This window comes from Nocardia iowensis (genome assembly GCF_019222765.1).
In the GTDB taxonomy this organism is placed as follows: Bacteria; Actinomycetota; Actinomycetes; order Mycobacteriales; family Mycobacteriaceae; genus Nocardia; species Nocardia iowensis.
Window position 1 is genome coordinate 8,399,622 of sequence record NZ_CP078145.1, and the last position, 20,889, is coordinate 8,420,510.

At 68.0% G+C, this 20,889-nt stretch carries 20 protein-coding genes; 13 read left to right on the top strand and 7 right to left on the bottom strand.

The genetic code is table 11. From position 1 onward, the window contains the following. Positions 1 to 41: 41 nt before the first annotated feature. The 7 genes from KV110_RS38810 to mnhG all read left to right on the top strand — a co-directional run bounded on the left by KV110_RS38810 (position 42) and on the right by mnhG (position 7,572). Entirely contained in the window at positions 42 to 1,346 is a 1,305-nt protein-coding gene (locus KV110_RS38810) for a hypothetical protein (RefSeq protein WP_218472070.1), read from the top strand. A gap of 112 nt (positions 1,347 to 1,458) precedes the next feature. Then, the gene (locus KV110_RS38815; protein ID WP_218472071.1) at positions 1,459 to 4,401 is read left to right on the top strand and encodes a Na+/H+ antiporter subunit A; all 2,943 of its coding nucleotides are present in this window, start codon (positions 1,459 to 1,461) and stop codon (positions 4,399 to 4,401) included. Continuing rightward, on the top strand, positions 4,398 to 4,781 hold the full coding sequence (locus KV110_RS38820) for a Na(+)/H(+) antiporter subunit C (protein WP_218472072.1): 384 nt from the start codon (positions 4,398 to 4,400) through the stop codon (positions 4,779 to 4,781). The genes KV110_RS38815 and KV110_RS38820 overlap by 4 nt, the downstream gene beginning before the upstream one ends. 35 nt (positions 4,782 to 4,816) lie before the next feature. Then, positions 4,817 to 6,397: a Na+/H+ antiporter subunit D gene (locus KV110_RS38825; RefSeq protein WP_218479431.1), complete on the top strand. Its 1,581-nt coding sequence runs from the start codon at positions 4,817 to 4,819 to the stop codon at positions 6,395 to 6,397. Positions 6,398 to 6,402: 5 nt separating this feature from the next. Then, on the top strand, positions 6,403 to 6,945 hold the full coding sequence (locus KV110_RS38830; protein ID WP_218479433.1) for a Na+/H+ antiporter subunit E: 543 nt from the start codon (positions 6,403 to 6,405) through the stop codon (positions 6,943 to 6,945). Beyond that, positions 6,942 to 7,202, top strand: a complete 261-nt coding sequence (locus KV110_RS38835; protein ID WP_218472073.1) for a monovalent cation/H+ antiporter complex subunit F — start codon at positions 6,942 to 6,944, stop codon at positions 7,200 to 7,202. Before KV110_RS38830 ends, KV110_RS38835 begins: the two co-directional genes overlap by 4 nt. Before the next feature lie 37 nt (positions 7,203 to 7,239). Further along, positions 7,240 to 7,572, top strand: a complete 333-nt coding sequence (gene mnhG / locus KV110_RS38840) for a monovalent cation/H(+) antiporter subunit G (RefSeq protein ID WP_218472074.1) — start codon at positions 7,240 to 7,242, stop codon at positions 7,570 to 7,572. Between the two features lie 19 nt (positions 7,573 to 7,591). Here mnhG and KV110_RS38845 read toward each other — a convergent pair whose 3' ends face one another. From KV110_RS38845 to napA, 5 genes are all read right to left on the bottom strand, one after another. Beyond that, on the bottom strand, positions 7,592 to 8,959 hold the full coding sequence (locus tag KV110_RS38845) for a phosphatase PAP2 family protein (protein WP_218472075.1): 1,368 nt from the start codon (positions 8,957 to 8,959) through the stop codon (positions 7,592 to 7,594). Between the two features lie 68 nt (positions 8,960 to 9,027). Further along, positions 9,028 to 10,173 carry a glutamate--cysteine ligase gene (locus tag KV110_RS38850; RefSeq protein WP_218472076.1) on the bottom strand — a complete coding sequence of 382 codons (1,146 nt, stop codon included), beginning with the start codon at positions 10,171 to 10,173 and terminating at the stop codon, positions 9,028 to 9,030. Positions 10,174 to 10,186: 13 nt separating this feature from the next. Then, entirely contained in the window at positions 10,187 to 10,876 is a 690-nt protein-coding gene (sodC, locus tag KV110_RS38855; RefSeq protein ID WP_218472077.1) for a superoxide dismutase[Cu-Zn], read from the bottom strand. A gap of 129 nt (positions 10,877 to 11,005) precedes the next feature. After that, entirely contained in the window at positions 11,006 to 11,584 is a 579-nt protein-coding gene (locus KV110_RS38860; protein WP_218472078.1) for a LytR C-terminal domain-containing protein, read from the bottom strand. 19 nt (positions 11,585 to 11,603) lie between these two features. After that, the gene (gene napA, locus KV110_RS38865; RefSeq protein WP_218472079.1) at positions 11,604 to 11,948 is read right to left on the bottom strand and encodes a nucleoid-associated protein NapA; all 345 of its coding nucleotides are present in this window, start codon (positions 11,946 to 11,948) and stop codon (positions 11,604 to 11,606) included. 187 nt (positions 11,949 to 12,135) lie between these two features. Between napA and KV110_RS38870 the strand changes: the two genes are divergently transcribed. The 3 genes from KV110_RS38870 to KV110_RS38880 are packed head-to-tail and all read left to right on the top strand — an operon-like array spanning position 12,136 to position 14,570. Beyond that, positions 12,136 to 12,726 carry a peptide deformylase gene (locus KV110_RS38870; RefSeq protein ID WP_218472080.1) on the top strand — a complete coding sequence of 197 codons (591 nt, stop codon included), beginning with the start codon at positions 12,136 to 12,138 and terminating at the stop codon, positions 12,724 to 12,726. Continuing rightward, the gene (locus KV110_RS38875) at positions 12,716 to 13,720 is read left to right on the top strand and encodes an N-acetylglutamate synthase, CG3035 family (RefSeq protein WP_218472081.1); all 1,005 of its coding nucleotides are present in this window, start codon (positions 12,716 to 12,718) and stop codon (positions 13,718 to 13,720) included. The genes KV110_RS38870 and KV110_RS38875 overlap by 11 nt, the downstream gene beginning before the upstream one ends. A gap of 34 nt (positions 13,721 to 13,754) precedes the next feature. Then, positions 13,755 to 14,570, top strand: coding sequence for an exodeoxyribonuclease III (locus tag KV110_RS38880; RefSeq protein WP_218472082.1), 816 nt, complete (start codon positions 13,755 to 13,757; stop codon positions 14,568 to 14,570). Between the two features lie 18 nt (positions 14,571 to 14,588). Here the strand turns inward: KV110_RS38880 and KV110_RS38885 are convergent, their stop codons facing one another. Next, on the bottom strand, positions 14,589 to 16,511 hold the full coding sequence (locus KV110_RS38885) for an acyl-CoA dehydrogenase family protein (protein ID WP_218472083.1): 1,923 nt from the start codon (positions 16,509 to 16,511) through the stop codon (positions 14,589 to 14,591). A gap of 183 nt (positions 16,512 to 16,694) precedes the next feature. On the opposite strand from KV110_RS38885, the gene KV110_RS38890 reads away from it, so the two are divergent. The 3 genes from KV110_RS38890 (at position 16,695) to fahA (ending at position 20,012) form a co-directional block, all read left to right on the top strand. Then, a complete protein-coding gene (locus KV110_RS38890) occupies positions 16,695 to 17,321 on the top strand; it encodes a TetR/AcrR family transcriptional regulator (RefSeq protein WP_218472084.1) in 627 nt (208 codons plus the stop codon). Positions 17,322 to 17,637: 316 nt separating this feature from the next. Next, positions 17,638 to 18,834 carry a homogentisate 1,2-dioxygenase gene (locus tag KV110_RS38895; protein WP_218472085.1) on the top strand — a complete coding sequence of 399 codons (1,197 nt, stop codon included), beginning with the start codon at positions 17,638 to 17,640 and terminating at the stop codon, positions 18,832 to 18,834. Beyond that, complete coding sequence (fahA, locus tag KV110_RS38900) at positions 18,831 to 20,012, top strand: fumarylacetoacetase (protein ID WP_246634231.1); 1,182 nt, start codon at positions 18,831 to 18,833, stop codon at positions 20,010 to 20,012. Before KV110_RS38895 ends, fahA begins: the two co-directional genes overlap by 4 nt. A gap of 111 nt (positions 20,013 to 20,123) precedes the next feature. Here the strand turns inward: fahA and KV110_RS38905 are convergent, their stop codons facing one another. Then, entirely contained in the window at positions 20,124 to 20,813 is a 690-nt protein-coding gene (locus KV110_RS38905; RefSeq protein ID WP_246634232.1) for a TetR/AcrR family transcriptional regulator, read from the bottom strand. Positions 20,814 to 20,889 lie beyond the last annotated feature (76 nt).

Genomic DNA, 20,889 nt, shown 5'->3' on the forward strand with positions numbered 1-20,889 from the left:
CAATCGCAGTCGCGCCGGGCGGGCCCAGGTATGTTCGGCAGGTGCGGCGGATCGGTGATGCGTTCGATACGGTCACGGCTTTCTTCGGAGCCGCGGTCGCGGGCGTGACGCTGTTCCTGCCGATCACCTTCAGCTCGATCAGGGACAGCACGCCGTATCAGATTTCCAGCCTGATCAACAGCGTGCCGCGCGGCGCGGCGATCGGTGTGATCGTCGCCGTCGCCGTCGCGGTGGTCGTCGGCACCACCGCCCGACCGGCGGTGGCGTGGGTTGCCGCCTCGTTCGGCTCGGTGGCGCAGCTAATCAATCACATTGCGGGCCGCCATGTTTCGTCTGCCGACATGCTCACCACGCAGAATTACGTCGACTCGGTGTGCGCCGGGATCCTGCTCGGCGCGCTCGGCGTCGCGGTGCTGCGCAAGCCGCTGCCCGCCGCGGGCTTCGCCATCGGCGGCGTCGGGTTCTTCGTGTTCAGCGACCTCGCGGAGTTCCTCGATATCGACGAGGATCCGTTCGCCGTGCTGGAGACCCCACCGAGCTGGCTGATCGGGTTGGCGATGACGCTGCTGATCATCAGCACGCTGCGAAATCGGTCGAGCACCGGCGAGCCCGAGCCGCCGAGGATGTCGATCGAGCTTCCGGTGGCGCCGATCCTCGCGGCGATGGTGCTCGCCCTGGTGATCCTCGCCGTCACCGAATGGCTGCACCGGCAGTTCACCGACGCACCCGCCATCGACCACGCGGTCGATATCGGGCTCACCGCCGCGGCCACGGTGTTCGCCGCGACGGCCGCGGCCATGCTGTTGCCCGGCCGCGACGGGTGCGCCGTCTATCTGGCGGTCAGCTTGACCGCGGCCGCCGACGCCTTCGGCTACGCCGTCCGGCCCGGCTGGAGCGTCTGGCCGCTGCTCGCGCTGACCGCCATCGGCATGTTCGCCGGTGCCCGCCGACCCTCGGTGGCGCTGGCCATCGCGCTCCTCACCGGAATTACCGTCTTCGCCATCCGCACCCCGCCGGACAGCAACTGGGTGCTCTTCTCGGCCGGGAGCGCGATACTCGCCCTCACCGCGGGCTATTGCTGCAGCACCGCCCGGCCGCGGTACGCCCCGAGCGGCGTGCTGGCGATCACCGCCCTGTACCTGCCGACGGTCATCACCGCACTGCCGGACGACAGCAAGAGCTGGCAGCTGCCCGACCCCGCGGCACACGACTCGACACCGGGACGCGCCGCGCTGGCGATCGTCCTCGGCAGCGCGGTCGGCATCGCCGTGCTGCACCACTTCCGGCCACGCGGCGGGCCACAGCCGACCGGGTCCGCGGCGAATGCAGCGTTAGCGGATGCATAGCCCCACCAGCAGATCATGGCCGACGCCATACCCGGCGCAACCCCGGAAAGCGCCAGGCTCCACGTAGGATTGTCCCGCGCAACCCCGCCGCCCCTACCCGACGGAGTGCAGTTTGCTCGCAATCCTGCTTGCCCTCGCCGCAGCCGCGCTCGTCGCACCGCTGTGGGTAAGGGCGCTGGGGCGCAACGCTTTCTACGTGCTTGCGCTGGTCCCGCTCGGCAGCCTCGGCTGGGTGTTCGCGAATTGGGGTAGCACACAGCGGGTTCGGCTGGCGTGGGCGCCGAGCATCGAGATGAACATCGATCTGCGGTTCGATTCGCTCGCCGCGGTCATGTCGGTGCTGGTGCTCGGCATCGGTGCGCTGATCTTGGGCTACTGCGCCCGATATTTCGAGGACGACGAACCCCGCCTCGGGGTGTTCGCCGCCGAGCTGGTCGGCTTCACCGGGGCCATGTTCGGGCTGGTGACCAGCGACAACATGCTGTTGCTCTTCGTCTTCTGGGAAGTGACGACAGTGCTGTCGTTCCTGCTCGTCGGCCACAATGCCGAGCAGGCGAACAGTCGGCGCGCGGCCATCCAGGCGCTGCTGGTGACCGCAGCGGGCGGGCTGGCCATGCTGGTCGGCCTGATCATCCTCGGTGAGGCGAACGACAGCTACCTGCTCTCCGATCTGCTGGCCCGCGCGCAACCACCGACGGGCCTCGCGGTGAATGTCGCGGTGGTGCTGATCCTGATCGGCGCGCTCAGTAAGTCCGCGGTGGTGCCGCTGCATTTCTGGTTGCCCGGCGCGATGGCGGCGCCGACGCCGGTCAGCGCGTACCTGCATGCCGCCGCCATGGTGAAGGCCGGTGTGTATCTGGTGGCGCGACTGGCGCCGGTGTTCGCGGACAACCCGGTCTGGCATCCGCTCGTGCTCACCCTCGGGGTGGCGTCGATGCTGCTCGCCGGGTTGCGCTCGCTCGAAGTCGTCGATCTGAAGCTGGTGCTGGCGTTCGGCACGGTCAGCCAGCTGGGATTCCTGATCGTGCTGGTCGGCATCGGCACGCCGGACGCGGCGCTGGCCGGTATCGCGCTGATCGTGGCGCACGCGTTGTTCAAGGCGTGCCTGTTCATGGTCGTCGGGATCATCGATCACGGCGCGGGCACCCGCGATCTGCGCCGACTGTCCGGGCTGGGACGCCGGGCGCCGGTGCTGTGCGGCATCACGGTGCTGGCCGCATTGAGCATGGCCGGGATCCCGCCGCTGGTCGGTTTCGTCGGGAAGGAAAGCGCGCTCGCCGCGATCCTGGACACCGATACCCTCGCCGAGCCCGCCCGGGTGGCACTGGCGGTCGGTGTGGTGCTCGGGTCGATGTTGACCGTCGGCTACAGCATTCGCTTCGTCTGGGGCGCTTTCGCGGACAAAGAAGAGATCGCGCGGCCCGCCGCGCACGGCGCGCATCGGGTTCGCCGGGTCGCCGACTACGCCGCCGAAAAACACCGGCCGACAGTGGATTCCGATGACTCGGGCAGCGGAGATCAGTACGTGCCAGCGGACGGCGGGTGGCACGCACCTGGGGCGCTGTTCGTGGCATCACCCGCGATCCTCGCGGTGGCGAGCCTCGCCGCCGGTCTGGCGGCTCCGTGGATGGACCGCCTGCTGAGCCCATACGCGGAAACCTTTACCGCCGACCTGCTTTCGTCGCTGTCCCTGTGGCACGGCGTGACTCTCCCACTGGCGCTGACGGTTCTGGTCATCGTCGGCGGCATCGCGCTGTTCCAACTGCGCGATCGACTCAGGGACCCCACGCGGCCGCGACTCGGCAACGCCGACCGCGCCTACGACGCCACCCTGCGCGCCATGGACCGGCTGTCGCTGCGAATGACCGGGGCGGTGCAGCGCGGATCGCTGCCGCTGAGCCAGGCGACCATCCTCGGCACGCTGATCATCCTGCCGTCGGTTCTGCTCGCCCTCGGCACCCGCACCGGAGTCGAACTGCGCCTGTGGGATTCGCCGCTACAGGCGGTGATCGGCGGGATCATGGTGGCCATGGCACTCGGCGCGACGGTGCTGCGCAACCGGCTGGCCAGCGTGCTCGTCGTCGGCGTGACCGGCTACGGCTGCGGCGTGATCTTCGCCTTGCACGGCGCGCCCGATCTCGCGCTGACCCAATTCCTGGTCGAGACACTGACTCTGGTGATCTTCGTGCTGGTATTGCGCGCGTTCCCGGCGGAAATCGAGGAGAGCAAGGCGACCGCGTTCAAGGCGCGCCGAGCGATCCTGGCGGGGCTGGTCGGCACGGCCGTCACGGTGCTCGGCGCGTTCGCCGTCGCCGCCCGCACCGCCGAACCGATCTGGCACCGAATCCCCGATGCCGCATATCAATTCGGCGGCGGCAAGAACGCCGTCAATGTGCTGCTCGTCGACATCCGCGCCTGGGACACCCTCGGCGAGATCTCGGTGCTGGTGGTCGCCGCGACCGGCGTCGCCTCACTGGTGTTCCGCAGCCGCCGCTTCGGCAGCGCGCCGCGCGCCGCGGATTCGCCGCACTACGACCCGGATCTGGTGAGCTGGCTGCCCGCCGGACGGCTGGTCGATCGCGCGGACCGCTCGATGGTCATGCAGATCACCACCCGGCTGGTGTTCCCCACCATCATGGTGCTCTCGGTGTACTTCTTCTTCTCCGGCCACAACGCGCCGGGCGGCGGCTTCGCGGGCGGCCTCACCGCCGGGCTCGCGCTGACGCTGCGCTATCTCGCCGGCGGCCGCTACGAACTCGGCGAGGCGCTGCCGGTCGACGCGGGGCACCTGCTCGGCGCCGGTCTGACGCTGTCCGCCGGAACCGCCGTCACCTCACTGTTTTTCGGCGCGCCACCGCTGTCCTCGGCGATCTTCGAGGTGACGCTGCCGGTGCTCGGTCACCTCAAACTGGTGACCGCGCTGTTCTTCGATCTCGGCGTCTACCTGATCGTCGTCGGCCTGGTGCTCGATGTGCTGCGCAGCCTCGGCGCGCGACTGGACAGCGAGCTGCCGGTGAGCGAAACCGTCTCGGCGAAGGGAGGTTCCGCGCAATGACCGCCAATCTCACGCTGCTGGTCGTCATCGGGGTACTGGTCGCCTGTGGCGTGTATCTGATCCTCGAACGCGCGGTGTCGAAGATGCTGCTCGGCATGATCCTGTTCGGCAACGCGGTGAACCTGCTGATCATCACCCTCGGCGGCCCCGACGGCCGGGCACCCATCCAGGGCCAGACCGACACCACCCAGCGCGACACCGCCGACCCGCTCGCCCAGGCCATGGTGCTCACCGCGATCGTGATCACCATGGGGCTCGCGGCGTTCGTGCTCGCCCTCGCCTATCGCTCCTTCATGCTCACCACCACCGACGATGTCGGAAACGATCAGGAAGACATCGACGTCGCCCGCCGGCGTGCGGGAGAGGACCCGGAAGATTGAGCCTCATCCTCTCCCCCGGCCTGCTGCCGATCCTGATGCCGCTGCCCGTACTGGTGCCGTTGCTCGCGGCCGCTGGCACCCTGGTCTTCGGGCGCAGGCCGCGGACCCAGCGCACGCTGATGCTCGGCGCGCTCAGCGGCGTGGTCGTCATCTGCGGGTTGCTGCTGTATCTGGTCGACCGGGACGGCACCACGGCGCTGCAGGTCGGCAACTGGGAGACCCCGATCGGCATCACGCTGGTGGTCGACCGGCTGTCCGCGGGGATGCTGCTGGTCTCGTCCATCGTGCTGCTCGCCGTCGCCCTCTACGGTTCGGGACAGAACATTCGCGACGGCGACGAGCGCCAGCCCACCTCGATCTACCGGCCCACCTACCTGGTGCTGACCGGTGGCGTTTCGGCCGCCTTCCTGGCCGGTGATCTGTTCAACCTGTTCGTCGGCTTCGAGATCCTGCTGGCGGCGTCGTTCGTACTGCTGACCGTCGGCGGTACCGAGGAACGGATCCGCGCCGGGGTTTCCTATGTGATGGTGTCCATGCTGGCCTCGCTGATCTTCCTTACCGGCATCGGCATGACCTACGCGGCCACCGGCACGCTGAACCTGGCCCAGCTGGCCCAGCGATTCGGTGCGGTGCCAGAGGGCACCCGTACGGCGATCTACGCGGTGCTGCTGGTGGCGTTCGGCATCAAGGCGGCGGTGTTCCCGCTGTCGAACTGGCTGCCCGACTCCTACCCCACCGCGCCCGCGCCGGTCACGGCGGTGTTCGCCGGTCTGCTCACCAAAGTCGGTGTGTACGCGATCATCCGGACCCACTCGCTGCTGTTCCCCGGCGGCGAGTTCGACACCATCCTGCTGGTCTGCGGGCTGTTCACCATGCTGGTCGGCATCTTCGGCGCGATCGCGCAGAGCGATATCCGGCGACTGCTGTCGTTCACCCTGGTCAGCCACATCGGGTACATGATCTTCGGCGTCGGGCTGGCCAGCACGGCCGGGCTGGCCGGTGCGGTTTTCTATGTGGCACACCACATTCTGGTGCAGACGGCACTGTTCCTGGTGGTCGGCCTGATCGAACGGCAGGCGGGCTCGACCTCGCTGCGCAGGCTCGGCGGCTTGGCGACCGCGAGTCCACTGCTGGCCGTACTGTTCCTGATTCCCGCGCTGAATCTCGGTGGTATACCGCCGTTCTCGGGATTCATCGGCAAGGTCGCGCTGTTGCAGGCGGGTGCGGCGGACGGCAGCGTGCTGGCCTGGACGCTGGTGGCGGGCTCGGTGCTGACCAGCCTGCTCACGCTGTACGCCATTGCGCGGGTGTGGAGCAAGGCCTTCTGGCGGCCGCGCGCCGAGGCGCCGGAAGGCCATCTCACCGCCGCGAAACCACCGTCGCTGATCGAGGATTCGACCGACGTGCTCTACGACGAACGCACCCATCCCGGCCGCATGCCGCTGCTGATGGTCGGCTCGACGGCGGCTTTGGTGGCCGTCGGGCTCAGCCTGACCGTGCTCGCGGGCCCGATCCTCGGCATCGCCGACCGAGCGGCCGCGGATCTGCGTGATCCCGGCGTGTATATCACCGCGGTCCTCGGCAATTCGGCCGCCGAACCGGGAGCGGGCCGATGAGCGGGGTGAGCCGCGAGACCGTGGTGCGGATCGGCGTGCTGAGCTGGCTCACCGTCGTATGGATCGCGCTGTGGGGCGATCTCAGCGTGGCCAATCTGCTGGCCGGGCTCGCGGTGGGCGCGCTGATCATGGTGGCGCTGCCATTGCCGAGGGTGCCGGTGAACGGGCGGCTGCATCCGTTGTCCATGGTCGAATTGATCGTGGTGGCAACGTATTACGCGATCGAGTCCAGCTTGCAGGTGGCCTGGTTCGCGGTCCGGCCCGCACCGCCGCCGGTCTCCGGCGTGCTGCGGGTGTACTTGAGCACCAAATCCGATCTGGTGCTGGTGCTGTGCACCGACCTGCTGAATCTGATCCCTGGCACCATGGTGCTGGAGATCGATCGGCGGCGCTGCGTCGTCTACGTGCATGTGCTCGACGTGAGCAGCGACGCGGCGGTGGACAAGTTCTACCGCACGACGCGGCGCCTGGAAAAACTGCTCATCTCGTCGTTCGAGCGTCATTCCGAATGGCGTTCCAGCACGCCACCGCCGGAGGTGTTCCCGTGACCGTTGTCGCCATCGTGGCCGGTGTCATGCTGATGGCCGCCGCCGTGATCACCAGCTATCGCATTCTCGCCGGGCCGAGCACGCTGGACCGGGTCGTCGGGATCGACTCGCTGATGGCGATCGCCGCGTCCGGGCTTGCCGTCTGGGCGGCCTACAGCGAGGACACCACCGTGATCCCGGCGATCATCGCGCTGGCCCTGGTCGGTTTCCTCGGCTCGGCCGCCGTCTCCCGCTTCCGGGTGAGTGACGAGCCATGACACTGCGACCGAGCCCACCGATGACGCGGAGGCACCGATGACGCTGTGGGAGTGGATCTCCGGCGCGCTGATCCTGTTCGGCGCGACCCTGGCACTGACCGCGTCCATCGCGATCGTGCGCTTCCCCGACACCCTGACCCGCATGCACGCCGCCACGAAACCCCAGGTGGTTGGCCTGATCCTGGTCCTGGCGGGCGCGGGCATCGAGCTACTCGGCCACGGCAACGTCTGGGCCCTCGTCCTGGTCGGCCTCTTCACCCTGCTCACCGCCCCGGTGGTAGCCCACCTCATCGGCCGCACCGCCTACCGCGAACAACGCCACCGCGACGGCCTGCTCACCGTCAACGAACTCGGCGACCAGGTCGACTGAGCCGCACCCGTCGCCGCGCTCAGTGCGCGGCGGTCTCGGTCTCGCGTTGCGAAGCCACCGTCTGCCGCTGGCCGGCGAACCAGGTGGCGTGGAAGGCGGCGGCCATGCCCGCGAGCAGCGCGAGCACGACGGTGCCCGCGAGGACCGGGTATTCGGCCATCGAGGCGGGCAGGTACCGGTAGGACAACAGCAGCACGGCCAGCACCACCGCGCCGCCCCCGACGAGCCGGATGCGGAACCAGCCCCAGCCTCGGCCGGGATCGCGCAGCGCCGACTCGACGGTCAGGCACAGCACCGCGCCCGCGACGAGGTCCACGCCGTAGTGGTAGCCGAAGCCGAGGGTCGCGGTCAGCGTCGCAAGCAGCCAGAACGCACCGCCCCAGCGCACCCAGGTCGGCGCGGGTCCGCCGTCGGTGTCGCGGCGGGTGTGCAGGAACACCGAGAGCGCCCAGGCGGTGTGCATGGACGGCATGCAGTTGCGCGGGGTCACCGAGTCGAACGGCATCGGCATCGGATTGCGGTCCAGCGGCGGCACCACGCCCGGCCAGTAGTTGCCCAGTTGCAGGCCGTTTCCGTCTGGCCCGAACGCGAACATCGGCCCGACCACCGGGAAGATCACATAGACGATCGGGCCGACCAGTCCGAGCACCAGGAATGTGCGCACCAGGTAGTGGCTCGGCCACCGACCGCTCGACACCACCCGGCGCAGCTGCCACACCGCCACCACGATCGCCGCGACGGGCAACTCGATGTAGACCCAGTGCAGCACCCCGTAAACCACCGGCCCGAGCACGTCGAGCACGCGGCCCATCACCCAGGACGGATCGCCGAGCGCGTGGTCGGCGAGCAGTACGTATTCGTCGAGCACCGTCGGGCTGCTCATGATGGTGACGTGCAACCACACGTCACCGACCTTGGTGGCGAGAATGAGCAGCGCGCCGAGCGCGGCGGCGTGCAGCGCGTTGCGCCGTTCGGTTCCGTCCCAGCGCAGCCAGGCGACCAGTGCGAGCCCGGTGAGCACGATCACCGGACCGTTCCCCACCGCGAACGACTCACCGGCCAGCAGACGTATGCCCGCCCACACCGCGTCGATCGCCACGGCGGCACTCAGTGCGATGATCCGGCGGCGGTTCGAAATGCCAACCAGCGCAAGGATCAATCCCGCCCACGGCACCGACATCGACTTGGGCGTACCGACATAGTCCTGCCACAGACTCCCGAGCGGACCCTGGAAGCCTTCCCGCATCGCCACCAGTTGCAGCGCGATCAGCAGCACCGGCACGGCGGCAACGCCTGCCACGACCCATGCCAGGGGCGGCGGCACACGCAACCGCGGAGCCGCACTTCCTACTCTGGGACCGGGGTCTTCGACAAGCACGTCGACCATAGTAAACGGGGGGTGAACGCCATCCCACCGGCCGACTGAACAGCTGGCGACCGATCCCGCCGTAAGACTTACTGGTCGAGCTCCTTGACCAGCGCGTCTACCACCGCGATCAGGTCACCCTGCGCGGCGGCGGCGACTTTGCGCTGCCGCTGATATGACGCACCTCGCTCCGGAATTTCCGCGACGAACGCCAGCTCGTCCGCGCAGCCCAGCCGTTTCGCGGTCGGCTCCAACCGGTTCAGCAGGTCGGTCACGTCGTCGGTGACCAGCCGCTCATTGCTGTCGTCGTCCACGATGATGATCGCGTCGAGCCCGTAACGCGCGGCCCGCCATTTGTTCTCCTGCACGTGCCAGGGCGGCAGCGTCGGCAGCGTCTCGCCCTCGTCGAGCCTGCGGTCCAGGTCGACGATCAGGCAGTGGATCAGTGCGGCCATCGCCGCCAGCTCGGCGCGGGTCGACACCCCATCGCACACCCGCACCTCGATGGTGCCCCACTTCGGCGCGGGCCGGATGTCCCAGTGCATGCCGCCGAGCTGTTCGAACACCCCGGTTTTGAGCTGGTCGTGCACGAAATGCTCGAACTGGCGCCAGTTTTCGAACTGGAACGGCAGTCCGGCGGTGGGCAGCTGCTGGAACATCAGCGTCCGGTTGCTGGCGTAACCGGTGTCGGAGCCCGCCCACATCGGCGAGGACGCGGACAGCGACAGCAGGTGCGGATACGACAGCAGTAGCGAGTTCAGGATTGGAAAGACCTTGTCGCGGTGGGAAACTCCGACGTGCACGTGCACGCCCCAGATCATCATCTGGCGGCCCCACCACTGGGTGCGCTCGATCAGCTCGTCGTAATGCTCCGAGCGGGTCAGTTGCTGCGCCGACCACTGGGCGAACGGATGGGTTCCGGCACAGAACAGGTCGACGCCGAGCGGGTCGGCGGCGCGCCGGACGGTGTCCATGGTGCCGCGCAGATCGTCGACCGCCTCGCCGACGGTCTCGTGCACACCGGTGACGATCTCGACGGTATTGCGCAGCAGTTCCTTGGTCACCTGCGGGGTGCCGTCGTGCGCCCGCAGGTCACCGACCGAATCGAACACGGCCGCAGCGGTATTCGACAGATCGCGGCTCACCTTGTCGACGAGCGCGATCTCCCACTCGATGCCTATGGTGGGCCGGGGCGAACCATGGAAGGGAACGTGTTCTCTGCCTGCCCCGGCCATCTCGGCTCCTGCGCTACTGGATCACACCGCAGGCGACGCGGCCGCCCGCGTCGCCTGTCGCTAGCGTCGTATCGTCCGGGCCGGCAACGCCGTCGGCGCGGACATATCGGTTGGGGATGTTGCCGAAGTTGTCGGCGTCGGCGTGGATGATCAGCGCCTTGTTCTTCAGCTCGTCGAGCGTCACCGAATCGGTGGTGGTGACCAGCTTGGCGCCACCGTCCGAGCGGACCTGAAGCGAGCTCAGATCACCGCTGGCTGGGTGGGTGTTGGCGCTGCCGACCTGCAGATGGCCACCGGCCGAGAGGAAGTCACCGGACGGGCCGCCGGTCGGCGCGACCGAGTTGGCCTCGCACTTGCCGAGCTGATGCACGTGCAGGCCGTGGAAGCCGGGGCGCAGGCCGTGCGCCTCCACGGTGACCTGCAGGTGGTTACCGTCCTTGACGAAGTTCGCCGTGCCGACCGAGACGCCAGAGGCATCCTTCAGGTCGACCTTCACACCCGGGTTCGCCTCGGCGGTACCCGTTTCTTTGCCGTGACCGTCACTCGCGGGCGGGGCGGCGGAGCCAGTCCACACCGGCGGGGTCGTTCCCTTGACGTCACTCGACTCCTGGCTATTGGTGCAGCCTGCGAGGCCGAGCACCGCGACCGCGAGCACCGGGGTCACAGTCCGCCAGGACGGGCGACGAGTTGTGGACGGGGCCATCGGGGAACTCCTTTACGAGTACCGAGTTTACGAGTAAAGCTGGGTGGACACGTTCGTTACCGGTCAAGATGATGCCACGCCTGCCGTGTCGTACCGTGACAGGCCCGTTCAGCGGCAGGTCGCCAGTTGTCAGTTACCCGTCACTATGACGGTCACACCTGGCGAGGACTCGCCGAGGCCGCTCGACTTCGATTCCGCGGCGATCCCCAGTTCCTGGGCGATAGCGGTCGCGGCCTCTCGGTCGCCCGGCGAATTGCCGTAGTACGCGGTCGTTTTCGGGATATTGGCGCCGGGATAGTTTCCGGTCTCGATGACATTCCAGCCGTCGGCGGTGAGCTGGTTCGCGGTCTTCGCGGCCAGGCCGACGATCAAGCTGTTGTTCAGCACGCGCACCGGGACCGACTTGGCCGCCGCGGCCGCGGTGGTGCTCGGCGGGGGGGTGGTGGTCGGTGGTGTGGTCGTCGATGACGACGGGGCCGGGGTGGTGGCCGGGACCTGCGCCGGGGTGGTCGGCTTCGCGACCGGTGTACTCGCCGGCGCCTGCGGGGCGGGGGTCGTCGACGCCGAGGGACCGTTTCCTGAGCTGTCTGCATCGGACTTCGACAGCGACATCGCGCCCAGTCCACCGAACACGATGGCCAGTGCGATCAACACCATCGCCAACGCTCGCAATGGCGGCCCACCGGAGGTGGGATTCGGGTAGCTCACCTACTCGAGCCTAGTCCGGTCATACCTGGAAACCGAGCCGTCGCGCGGCTCTGGCTTTTTGCCTGCTCGCCCGCAGCCTACGCAACCGTTTGACGAGCATCGGGTCGGCGGCCAGCGCCTCCTGCCGGTCGACCACGGCGTTCAGCACCTGGTAGTACCGGGTCGGCGACATGCCGAACAGCTCACGAATGGCTTCTTCCTTGGCCCCCGCGTACTTCCACCACTGGCGCTCGAAGGCCAGGATGTCGTGTTCGCGACGGCTCAGACCGTCACCGTCGCCGGTCGATTCCGCCGCCGTGACATCGCCGCTCGCGGAAGGGTCGCCCTGGATCGCGGAAAGATTCCGTGCCGCTGCGCCGTCCATCTTGCTCCCTCGCCGAGTTACCACCAGACGAAAAATGGTGCTTGTACGTCGCGGATCATTCAACCACGAGACCGTGGGATAGCCGGGGGTACGGCGCGGCGTGTTTGCTACCTGCCAGTACGCGTGTCGCCGGTAGGTTGCCGCCCCCGCAAGTCGGCGACCTTGCGGCGCGGCAATAATTGTGCCCATGGCTATCCTTCCGATCGTGATCGTCGGCGACCCGGTTCTGCACAACCCGACCGAACGGGTCACTCAATCACCGGAGGAACTGGCCGAGCTCATCTCGGACATGTACGAGACGCTGGACGCCGCGCACGGGGTCGGCCTTGCGGCCAACCAGGTAGGGGTGCCGCTGCGCCTGTTCGTCTACGACTGCCCCGATATCGCGCCCGACGGCACGGCGACCCGGCGCCGCGGCGCGGTGATCAACCCGGTGCTGGAGACCTCGGCGATTCCGGAGACCATGCCGGACCCGGACGACGACGAAGAGGGCTGCCTCTCGGTGCCCGGCGAGCAGTACCCGACCGGCCGGGCCGAATGGGCGCGGGTCACCGGCACCGACGAGCACGGCAAGCCGGTGGAGATCGAGGGCAAGGACTTCTTCGCGCGCATGCTGCAGCACGAGGTCGGGCACCTGGACGGCTACCTCTATGTGGACGTGCTGATCGGGCGCAACGCCCGCGCGGCGAAGAAGGCGATCAAGCGCAACGGTTGGGGCACACCGGGACTCAGCTGGATCCCCGGCACCGTGGCGGATCCGTTCGGTCATGACGACTGACGGAGCCCCGCTTTCGGAGATTCCGCTCGGCCGTCGCGTGGTACTGCGCTATCGGCTGCCCGCCGGTTATCCACAGCCGCTCACCGATGTGATCGGCGAACTGATCTCGCTCGATCCGCCGACCGTGCGCGACGCCGACGGGCAGGTCGTTTCGGTGACCCCGGATCGGGTGGTCGCGTTGAAAGCGTTGGGTCCGAGGCCGATTCGGACTCGCGAGATCAGGGCGCTGGAGGCCGCGGCGGCGGATGCCTGGCCCGGCATCGAGCACACCTGGATCGACGGGTGGCTGGTGCGCGCCGGGCGCGGGTTCACCGGCCGCGCCAATTCCGCTGTGCCGCTCGGCAGTTCCGACGGACCGGCGTTGGTAACGCCGGAAGCTATCCAGCGTATCGGCGAGTGGTACACCGCACACGGCTTGCCACTGCTGCTCGCGCTGCCCGACCGGCTCGCGCCCATCCCGCCGGGCTGGAACAGCTGGCGGGAGACCGTCATGATGGCCATCGATATCGAGAATTTCGTGCTCCCGCAGGGCCCTTCGATGGTGCGCGTGGCCGCCACGCCGGACGACGCCTGGCTGGAGCTGAACCGATTCGAGGGCGAAGCGCCTACGGCGCAGCGACTTTCGGCTCCGGAGCCGGACGTCGAGGTGCTGACCGCCGTGCGCGACGGTGAGCTCGGGTTCGCCTCGCTCGGCGTGCCGCGGCCGATCGCGATCGGCCGCGGCGCGGTCACCACCGCGCCGGACGGGCGCCGCTGGATCGGTCTCACCTGCGTGGCGGTTGGCGCGGAGCACCGCAGGAAGGGACTCGGTTCCCTGGTGTGCGCCGAGTTGATCCGCTGGGGCGTCGGCCGCGGCGCGACCCATGCCTATCTCCAGGTCGAGGCCGGGAACAGCGGGGCCATCGCGCTGTATCGGGAGCTCGGTTTCGTGGAACATCACATGTATCGATATGCGGCTCCGGCCGCGCTCGCCGGTTCTGCCGACCTGCGGTAGAACGGAATCGGACCTATACCCAAGGAAGGCACCTGTGCGCCTCGCCACCTGGAATGTCAATTCGATCCGCTCCCGGCTCGACCGGGTCGCGGAGTTTCTGGACCGCCAGGACATAGACGTGCTGGCCCTCCAGGAGACCAAGTGCCGGGACGACCAGTTCCCGTTCGAGCGCTTCGACGAACTCGGCTACGAGGTCGCCCATCTCGGCATCAACCAGTGGAACGGCGTGGCCATCGTGTCCCGGGTCGGCCTGACCGATGTCGAACCCGCCTTCCCCGACCAGCCCGGCTTCGACAAGGAAGCCGGTGAGTCACTGATCAGCGCGCCGGTGGTCGAGTCACGCGCGCTCGGCGCGACCTGCGGCGGCGTCCGTGTGTGGAGCCTGTACGTCCCCAACGGGCGTTCCCGGTACGACCCGCACTACGCCTACAAGCTGGAATGGCTTGCCGCCCTGCGCGACAACGGCGCCCGCTGGCTGGCCGAAGACCCGCAAGCGAAGATCGCCCTGGTCGGCGATTGGAACATCGCCCCCACCGACGACGACGTCTGGTCGCCGGAATTCTTCGCCAACAAAACCCATACCTCGCAACCGGAGCGCGACGCCTTCCAGGCCATCGTCGACACCGGCTTCGCCGACGTCATGCGCCCCTACGCCCCCGGCCCGGGCGTCTACACCTACTGGGACTACACCCAACTCCGCTTCCCCCGCAAAGAGGGCATGCGCATCGATTTCATCCTCGCCTCCCCGGCCCTCGCCGCCACCGCGACCGACGCCCTCGTCGACCGCGAGGAACGAAAAGGCAAGGGCGCCAGCGACCATGCCCCGGTAATCGCCGAATTCGCCGACTAGCGGCAAGGAGCCCGTCCGTTACGGGTTCATCTCGTAGGTACCGGCCAGGGACCTGGCCTTGGCCAGCACCTGTTCGAAGCGGTCGCGGTCGGCGATCGGCCGACGGATGAGGTCGAGGGCTCGGTGTTGCTGGGGCTTGGTGGCGGCGGGCTTGGCGTGCAGGGTGAGGGCGTGCTCGGCGAACTCGCGGACGAAGATGTCGAAGATCTGGTCGAGCAGAGCCGGGTCGGTGCCGTCGATTTCCGCCTGTTCCAGGATGAGCTGGGCATAGGGGATCGCGGTGAAGAGCTCGCCGAGCGCGAACAAGAAGTCCACGTCGCGCTGCTGGGTGGCGGTCGGTGCCGCGGCGGCGAGCAGCGTTTGGAAGGCCAGCGCCTGCTCCAGGAATACCGCGACATTCGGTACGTGGGTGAACTTTTCGAAGACCGGGCGCCAGTCGCTGAACCGGATGCGGCCAAGGCCGCTGCTCGGGCCCTGGCGGAACAGGAACTCGTCGTCGGCCGCGTCCCGCCGGGTCGGCACGGGAGCGTATGCGGCACCGGCGAATTCGGCGCGCAGCTTCGGCACCGCGGCACCGGCGCGTGGCGTCAGCCTGCGGCTCGACCAGCTCAGCGCACCGGAGACCGCGCGTACCGTCGCCTTCGGCACGGAACCCGCGCCGGGCAGGAAGCGCAGCGCCGCCAGCCCCGCGTCGGCGGGATGGAACATGTAGTTGGCCATGAACTTCAGCGACAGCGCCATGTTCACGTGCACCGTGCCTTCGAGCCGAGGCAGGCCGAACAGCCCGAGCATCGCCATCGGGAAGTACATGTCCTTCTCGAAGCCGCGGGCGGCGATCACGTCCGCGAGGTCCTCGATGATGCGCTGCCCCTGCCGGGTGACGGTCATCTTCTCGATCGCGTTGAACAGCAGGTAGCGCCGGTCCTCGGGGGCGGCGGAGCGCAGGTAATCGATGGCGCGCCCGCTGTAGAGCTTCATCGCCATCAGCCGCGCGTACGAATCCGTCATCAGCGCCTGCACCTGTGGGAACTCGGTGACCCGGTGGCCGAACAGGATTCGGTCCTCGGCGTGCGTGATCGCCTCGTAGTAGGCGTGTTCGCAGGCGCCGACGGCACCGAAGCCGAGGTTGAACTTGCCGACGTTGACGGTGTTCATCGCCGCGTGGAAGGCCGCCTCGCCACGGTGCAGGATGTCCTCCTCGGCGACCGGATAATTGTCGAGGTCGAAGGCGGCCACATACATCTGACTGTCGACGACATTGCCGCGCAGCCGGTAGTTCTCGTGCTTGCTGTCCGCGAGGAAGAACAGGTAACCCTCGTAATCCTGCTGTGTCGGTTTGCCTTCCAGCGCCTTGGCGCTGTCGATGATCGGCTTGTCGGACCGGCGCCCGAACACCGAGACCAGCGCGGCCTGGTTGCCGTTGCCGATGTAGTGCTTGCTGCCGGTGGCACGGTAGCCGCCGCCGGGCTGGGGCCGCACCATCATGTCGGTCGAGTAGACGTCGGCGCCGTGCTCCTTCTCGGACAGGCCGAAGGCGAAGATCTCGCCCGAATCGAGCAGGGCGGCGGCCCGCCGCTTGGCCGCCGCGTTGTCGCTCTGCCAGATCGGGCCGAGGCCGAGGATGCTGACCTGCCAGACGTACCAGTACTGCATGGAGTAGAAGCCGAGGATCTTGCTCAGCATCGCGATCCGCGCGGTGTCCCAGCGCTTGTTCGGGTCGCCGTTCGACTCGGCCGCCGGTGTGAGGAAGGTCGCGAAGAGGCCCTCGCGCTTCACGAAATCGAGGAACTCGGCGTACCAGACCCGATCCCGATCCTCCTGCTTGAGCACCGCCTTGCCGCGCGCTTCGAACCACTCGATGGTCGCGCGCAGCAGGCGGCGGGTCTCCGCGTCGAATTCGGCGAATTCGCAGGTCTTCGGGTTGAACAGGGTTTCGGTCATCGCTGACTCCTCGGCCGTCACGTCGCGCCGGCGCCTGCGTGCAGGTCGCGCGACAAGGTCGGTCGGCACCATCCAGCCGACTTCATGCATGACTGTAGCATTACCCTTCGCCGGTGTAGGAAGTCGATCTTCAGGCGCGGGACCAGCAAGAACCCGGCAACCGCCGCTGCTATGTTGGTGCCCATGGGTAGCGATTCGGCCGTGCGACCGCGGCAGCGAGCGCCGCACCTCGGCCCGGAACGCCGTCGCCCGCAGGTGCTCGACACCGCGCTGGCCATCGCCGTGGAACACGGCATCGCGGCGATCACCATGGCCGCCGTCGCCGAGCGCATGAACGTGACCCGCCCGGTGGTCTACGCCTGCTTCGCCGATCGCGTCGAACTGATCGAGGCGCTCATCCAGCGCGAGGAGAGCTACCTGATCGACGGCCTGCTCGAGGTGATCCAGCGCCGGAATGTGGACGCGGACGAGACCGTCTTCATCGAAGGCTTCCGCGCACTGCTGGAGAAGGCCGCCGTTCGGCCCGACGCGTGGCGCCTGCTCTACGGCAATCCCGATCCGGCCGTTGCGGATTCGTTCGGACGTGGCCGCGCGCTCGCCGTCGAACGCTGCACCATCCTGCTGCGACCCACGTTGCGCGCCTGGGGCACCGAGGACGCGGATCGCAAGCTGCCCGTGCTGGTCGAGCAGTGGGTTTCGGCGGGCGAAGGCGCGGTACGCACCCTGCTCGCGGACACGGGCGAATGGACGCCGCAGGAGCTCGGCGCCTTCGTCGGCGCCGCGGTCTTCCGCGCCCTCCGCCACGCTTAACTGTCCCGCCCCTCCGGGTATTCAGGCCAGGCTCACGGAGCGCGGCAGTAGCGTCGGCGACCGGCGGTGGGAGGCGGGTGGGAGGCGGGTGGGTTAGCTGGTGCCCGGCGAGTTACCCATGTGCTTTCGAGATCAGTGGTCCGGTTTCGGCAGATCGTCAGTTACTGGGGGAATAGCTAGGCGGAATGCTGCGGGATGGGGCGATGTTCCAGCAGAATTCGCACTGTCTGGGCTGGATTCCGCCACAGTGGTCTTGCTGTCATCACTACGATGGGGGCAGTTGAACCAGGCCACAAGCCAGGCAGGAGGTGCGGTCATGGCGTTCTATCGACAAGTAGGAGCGGTGCCGCCGAAACGGCATACGCAACATCGGGACGAGCAAGGACAGCTCTACTACGAGGAGCTGATGGGCGAGGAGGGCTTTTCCGGGGATTCCTCACTGCTGTACCACCGTGGGCTGCCGCCCGCGATCGTCGACTCGACGGTGTGGGAACTGCCCGATCAGACCACTACCCCGAATCATCCACTGCGCCATCGGCATCTGCGGCTGCACGAACTGTTCCCCGATGACACGCCGGCCAGTACCGACGCGGTGACCGGGCGGCGTTTGCTGCTCGGCAACGCCGATGTGCGGATTTCCTATGTCGTCGCCAAAGGTGCGTCACCGCTGTACCGGAATGCGATCGGCGACGAGCTGGTCTACGTGGAATCCGGTGCCGCCGTGGTCGAAACGGTGTTCGGGCCACTGCCCGCCCGGCAAGGCGACCAGGTGCTCATTCCGCGCGCAACCACCCACCGCTGGCTGCCCTCGGGTCCGGAACCGTTGCGCGCGTATGTGATCGAGGCGTCCAGCCACATCACACCGCCGAAGCGTTACCTGTCGAAGTTCGGTCAGCTGCTCGAGCATGCGCCCTACTGCGAGCGCGATCTGCACGGCCCGGCCGAGACCCTGACCGCGACCGGCACCGACGTGGAGGTGCTCGTCAAGCACCGGCCCGGCGGCCAGATCGTCGGCACGCGGCTGGTGTACGCCACCCACCCGTTCGACGTGGTCGGCTGGGACGGCTGCCTGTATCCGATCACCTTCAATATCAGTGACTTCGAGCCGATCACCGGCCGCATCCACCAGCCGCCGCCCGTCCATCAGGCCTTCGAAGGGATCAACTTCGTGGTGTGCAATTTCGTGCCGCGCAAGGTCGACTATCACCCGCTGTCGATTCCGGTGCCGTACTACCACTCCAATGTGGACTCCGACGAGATCATGTTCTATTGCGGCGGAAACTACGAGGCGCGCAAGGGATCCGGGATCGCGCAGGGCTCGGTATCGGTGCACCCGGGCGGATACGCGCACGGCCCGCAGCCCGGCGCCTACGAGCGCAGCATCGGGCTGGACTTCTTCGACGAGCTCGCCGTCATGGTCGACACCTTCCGGCCGCTGGAACTCGGCGAGGGGGCACTCGCCTGCGAGGACCCGGCCTACGCCTGGACCTGGTCCGGACGGGGGCCCGCGTGAAGACTCGCGTCGAGGTACCGAACGATTCCCTGTTCGGCACGGACAACCTGCCCTACGGGGTCTTCGCACCCGAGGGTCAGCACTACCGGGTCGGCACGCGACTGGGCGATGCCGTCATCGATCTCGCTGCGGCACTGGGCGATCCGGAGTTCGGCGAGCCGAGCTTGGCGGCGCTCATGGCGCAGGGCCCGCAACGCTGGCGCGAGGTGCGCGAACGCGTTCGCGAGTTGGTCGACAACGAGATCGACAGTGCCGCAGTACATGCGCTGACCGACGTACGGCTGGCGCTACCGGTGTCGATCGGCGACTACGTCGACTTCTACGCCAGCATCGACCACGCGACGAACCTGGGTCGGCTGTTCCGGCCCGACAGCGAACCGCTGCTGCCGAATTGGCGGCACCTGCCGGTCGGGTACCACGGCAGGGCGGGCACCGTGGTGGTCTCCGGCACCGAGGTGGTCCGGCCCTGCGGGCAGCGTCGGACCGATTCGGGCACACCGGATTTCGGGCCCTCCCGCCGACTGGACATCGAGGCCGAACTCGGCTTCCTGGTCGGCGTCGGTTCCGAACTCGGCGACCCCGTCGAGACCGGTGAGTTCGCCGAGCGGGTATTCGGCGTCACCCTGGTCAACGACTGGTCCGCGCGCGACATCCAGGCATGGGAGTACCAGCCGCTCGGGCCCTTCCTCGGCAAGTCGTTCGCTACGTCGATCTCGCCCTGGGTCACCCCGCTGGCGGCGCTGGAACCCGCACGGATACCGACGCCGGAGCAAACCCCGGAGCCGCTGCCCTACCTCCAGGAAAAGGAGCCGTGGGGTCTGGATATCGACCTGACGGTCGCCTGGAACGGCGAAGCGGTCTCGCATCCACCCTTCTCCCGGATGTACTGGTCGCCCGCGCAGATGCTCGCCCACCTCACCGCGAACGGAGCGGCCACCCGCACCGGCGACCTGTACGCCTCCGGCACCATCTCCGGCCCGGAACCCGATCAGCGCGGGTCGTTCATCGAACTCTCCTGGGGCGGTAGCGAACCCGTCGTGGTGAACGGCCAGCAGCGCACCTTCCTGGAAGACGGCGACGAGGTGGTCATCACCGCGTCCGCACCGGGACCCGACGTGCGACGCATCGGCCTCGGCGAGGTCAGGGGACGCATCCGACCGGCGCGTCCGCGCGGATAACCCGACCGGTGCCGCGGGCGGCGGCGTTCGGCGAATAGCCGGGCAACCCGGCAATTGAAAACGACGCGAGTCGAGCCGAATTAATCGGCTCGACTCGCGTCGTTTCGCAATCTATTGCCCGGCAACAACTTTCCGGCCCGCATGAACCACGGACAGGAAGCGGTTCAGGTCCCCGATGAGCGTGTCGACCGCGTCCGGAGCGCCACCGTCGTCGTGATGGTGTAGCCAGTCCGCGACCAGTTCGAACATGCCGCCGATGGCGGCCAGCGCCAACGCGAGCCTGCCGCGCTGGACGCCCGCATCGCTGTCGGGTTCGCCCGCCCACTGCCGGTCCAGGAAGGCCGCCGCCCAGCGCCGGTTGCTGCGGCGCATCCGCTCCACCGTCGGCGAAATGCCACCCGCCTCACCGAAAGTCACCTTGGCCAGGCGTGGGTCGTCGGCGATGGCGTGCACGAACGCCTCCACCACGGCCGCGGCGCGCTCCGGCCAGTCCAGTTCGGCGACCGCGACCGCACCGGCGATCACCCGTTGCTGGATCTGCGCGGTGAGCTGTTCCAGCAGCGCGAGGTAGCACGCTTCCTTGCTGTCGAAATGGTCGTAGAACCCCTTGGTTCCGACATAGGCGCGCTGGCAGATCTGCTCGATCGATGTGGCCGAATAGCTGTGCTCGGCAAACAGTTCGGTGGCCGCGTCGAGCAGTTGGTTGCGCCGCTGTGCGCTGCGCTGTTCGGCGTCGAGTCCACGAATCCGGCGGCGAGCCGGACCCTCGGCAGGCCGCGCGGCAGATTTGCTGCGGGTCATCCTTCGACCATAGCCCGACGGCATTCAGAAAGAGTTCTTGTTGATAACTGGAACTCATGTTGTAATCGCTGTCACA

Excerpts from the sequence above, each read along its gene's own strand:
- KV110_RS38905 (WP_246634232.1), bottom strand. The coding sequence starts at position 20,813 with ATGACCCGCAGCAAATCTGCCGCGCGGCCTGCCGAGGGTCCGGCTCGC.
- KV110_RS38825 (WP_218479431.1), top strand. The coding sequence starts at position 4,817 with ATGCCGCTGCCCGTACTGGTGCCGTTGCTCGCGGCCGCTGGCACCCTG.
- napA (WP_218472079.1), bottom strand. The coding sequence starts at position 11,948 with ATGGACGGCGCAGCGGCACGGAATCTTTCCGCGATCCAGGGCGACCCT.
- KV110_RS38885 (WP_218472083.1), bottom strand. The coding sequence starts at position 16,511 with ATGACCGAAACCCTGTTCAACCCGAAGACCTGCGAATTCGCCGAATTC.
- KV110_RS38870 (WP_218472080.1), top strand. The coding sequence starts at position 12,136 with ATGGCTATCCTTCCGATCGTGATCGTCGGCGACCCGGTTCTGCACAAC.
- KV110_RS38890 (WP_218472084.1), top strand. The coding sequence starts at position 16,695 with ATGGGTAGCGATTCGGCCGTGCGACCGCGGCAGCGAGCGCCGCACCTC.
- KV110_RS38875 (WP_218472081.1), top strand. The coding sequence starts at position 12,716 with ATGACGACTGACGGAGCCCCGCTTTCGGAGATTCCGCTCGGCCGTCGC.
- KV110_RS38820 (WP_218472072.1), top strand. The coding sequence starts at position 4,398 with ATGACCGCCAATCTCACGCTGCTGGTCGTCATCGGGGTACTGGTCGCC.
- mnhG (WP_218472074.1), top strand. The coding sequence starts at position 7,240 with ATGACGCTGTGGGAGTGGATCTCCGGCGCGCTGATCCTGTTCGGCGCG.
- KV110_RS38895 (WP_218472085.1), top strand. The coding sequence starts at position 17,638 with ATGGCGTTCTATCGACAAGTAGGAGCGGTGCCGCCGAAACGGCATACG.
- sodC (WP_218472077.1), bottom strand. The coding sequence starts at position 10,876 with ATGGCCCCGTCCACAACTCGTCGCCCGTCCTGGCGGACTGTGACCCCG.
- KV110_RS38850 (WP_218472076.1), bottom strand. The coding sequence starts at position 10,173 with ATGGCCGGGGCAGGCAGAGAACACGTTCCCTTCCATGGTTCGCCCCGG.
- KV110_RS38845 (WP_218472075.1), bottom strand. The coding sequence starts at position 8,959 with ATGGTCGACGTGCTTGTCGAAGACCCCGGTCCCAGAGTAGGAAGTGCG.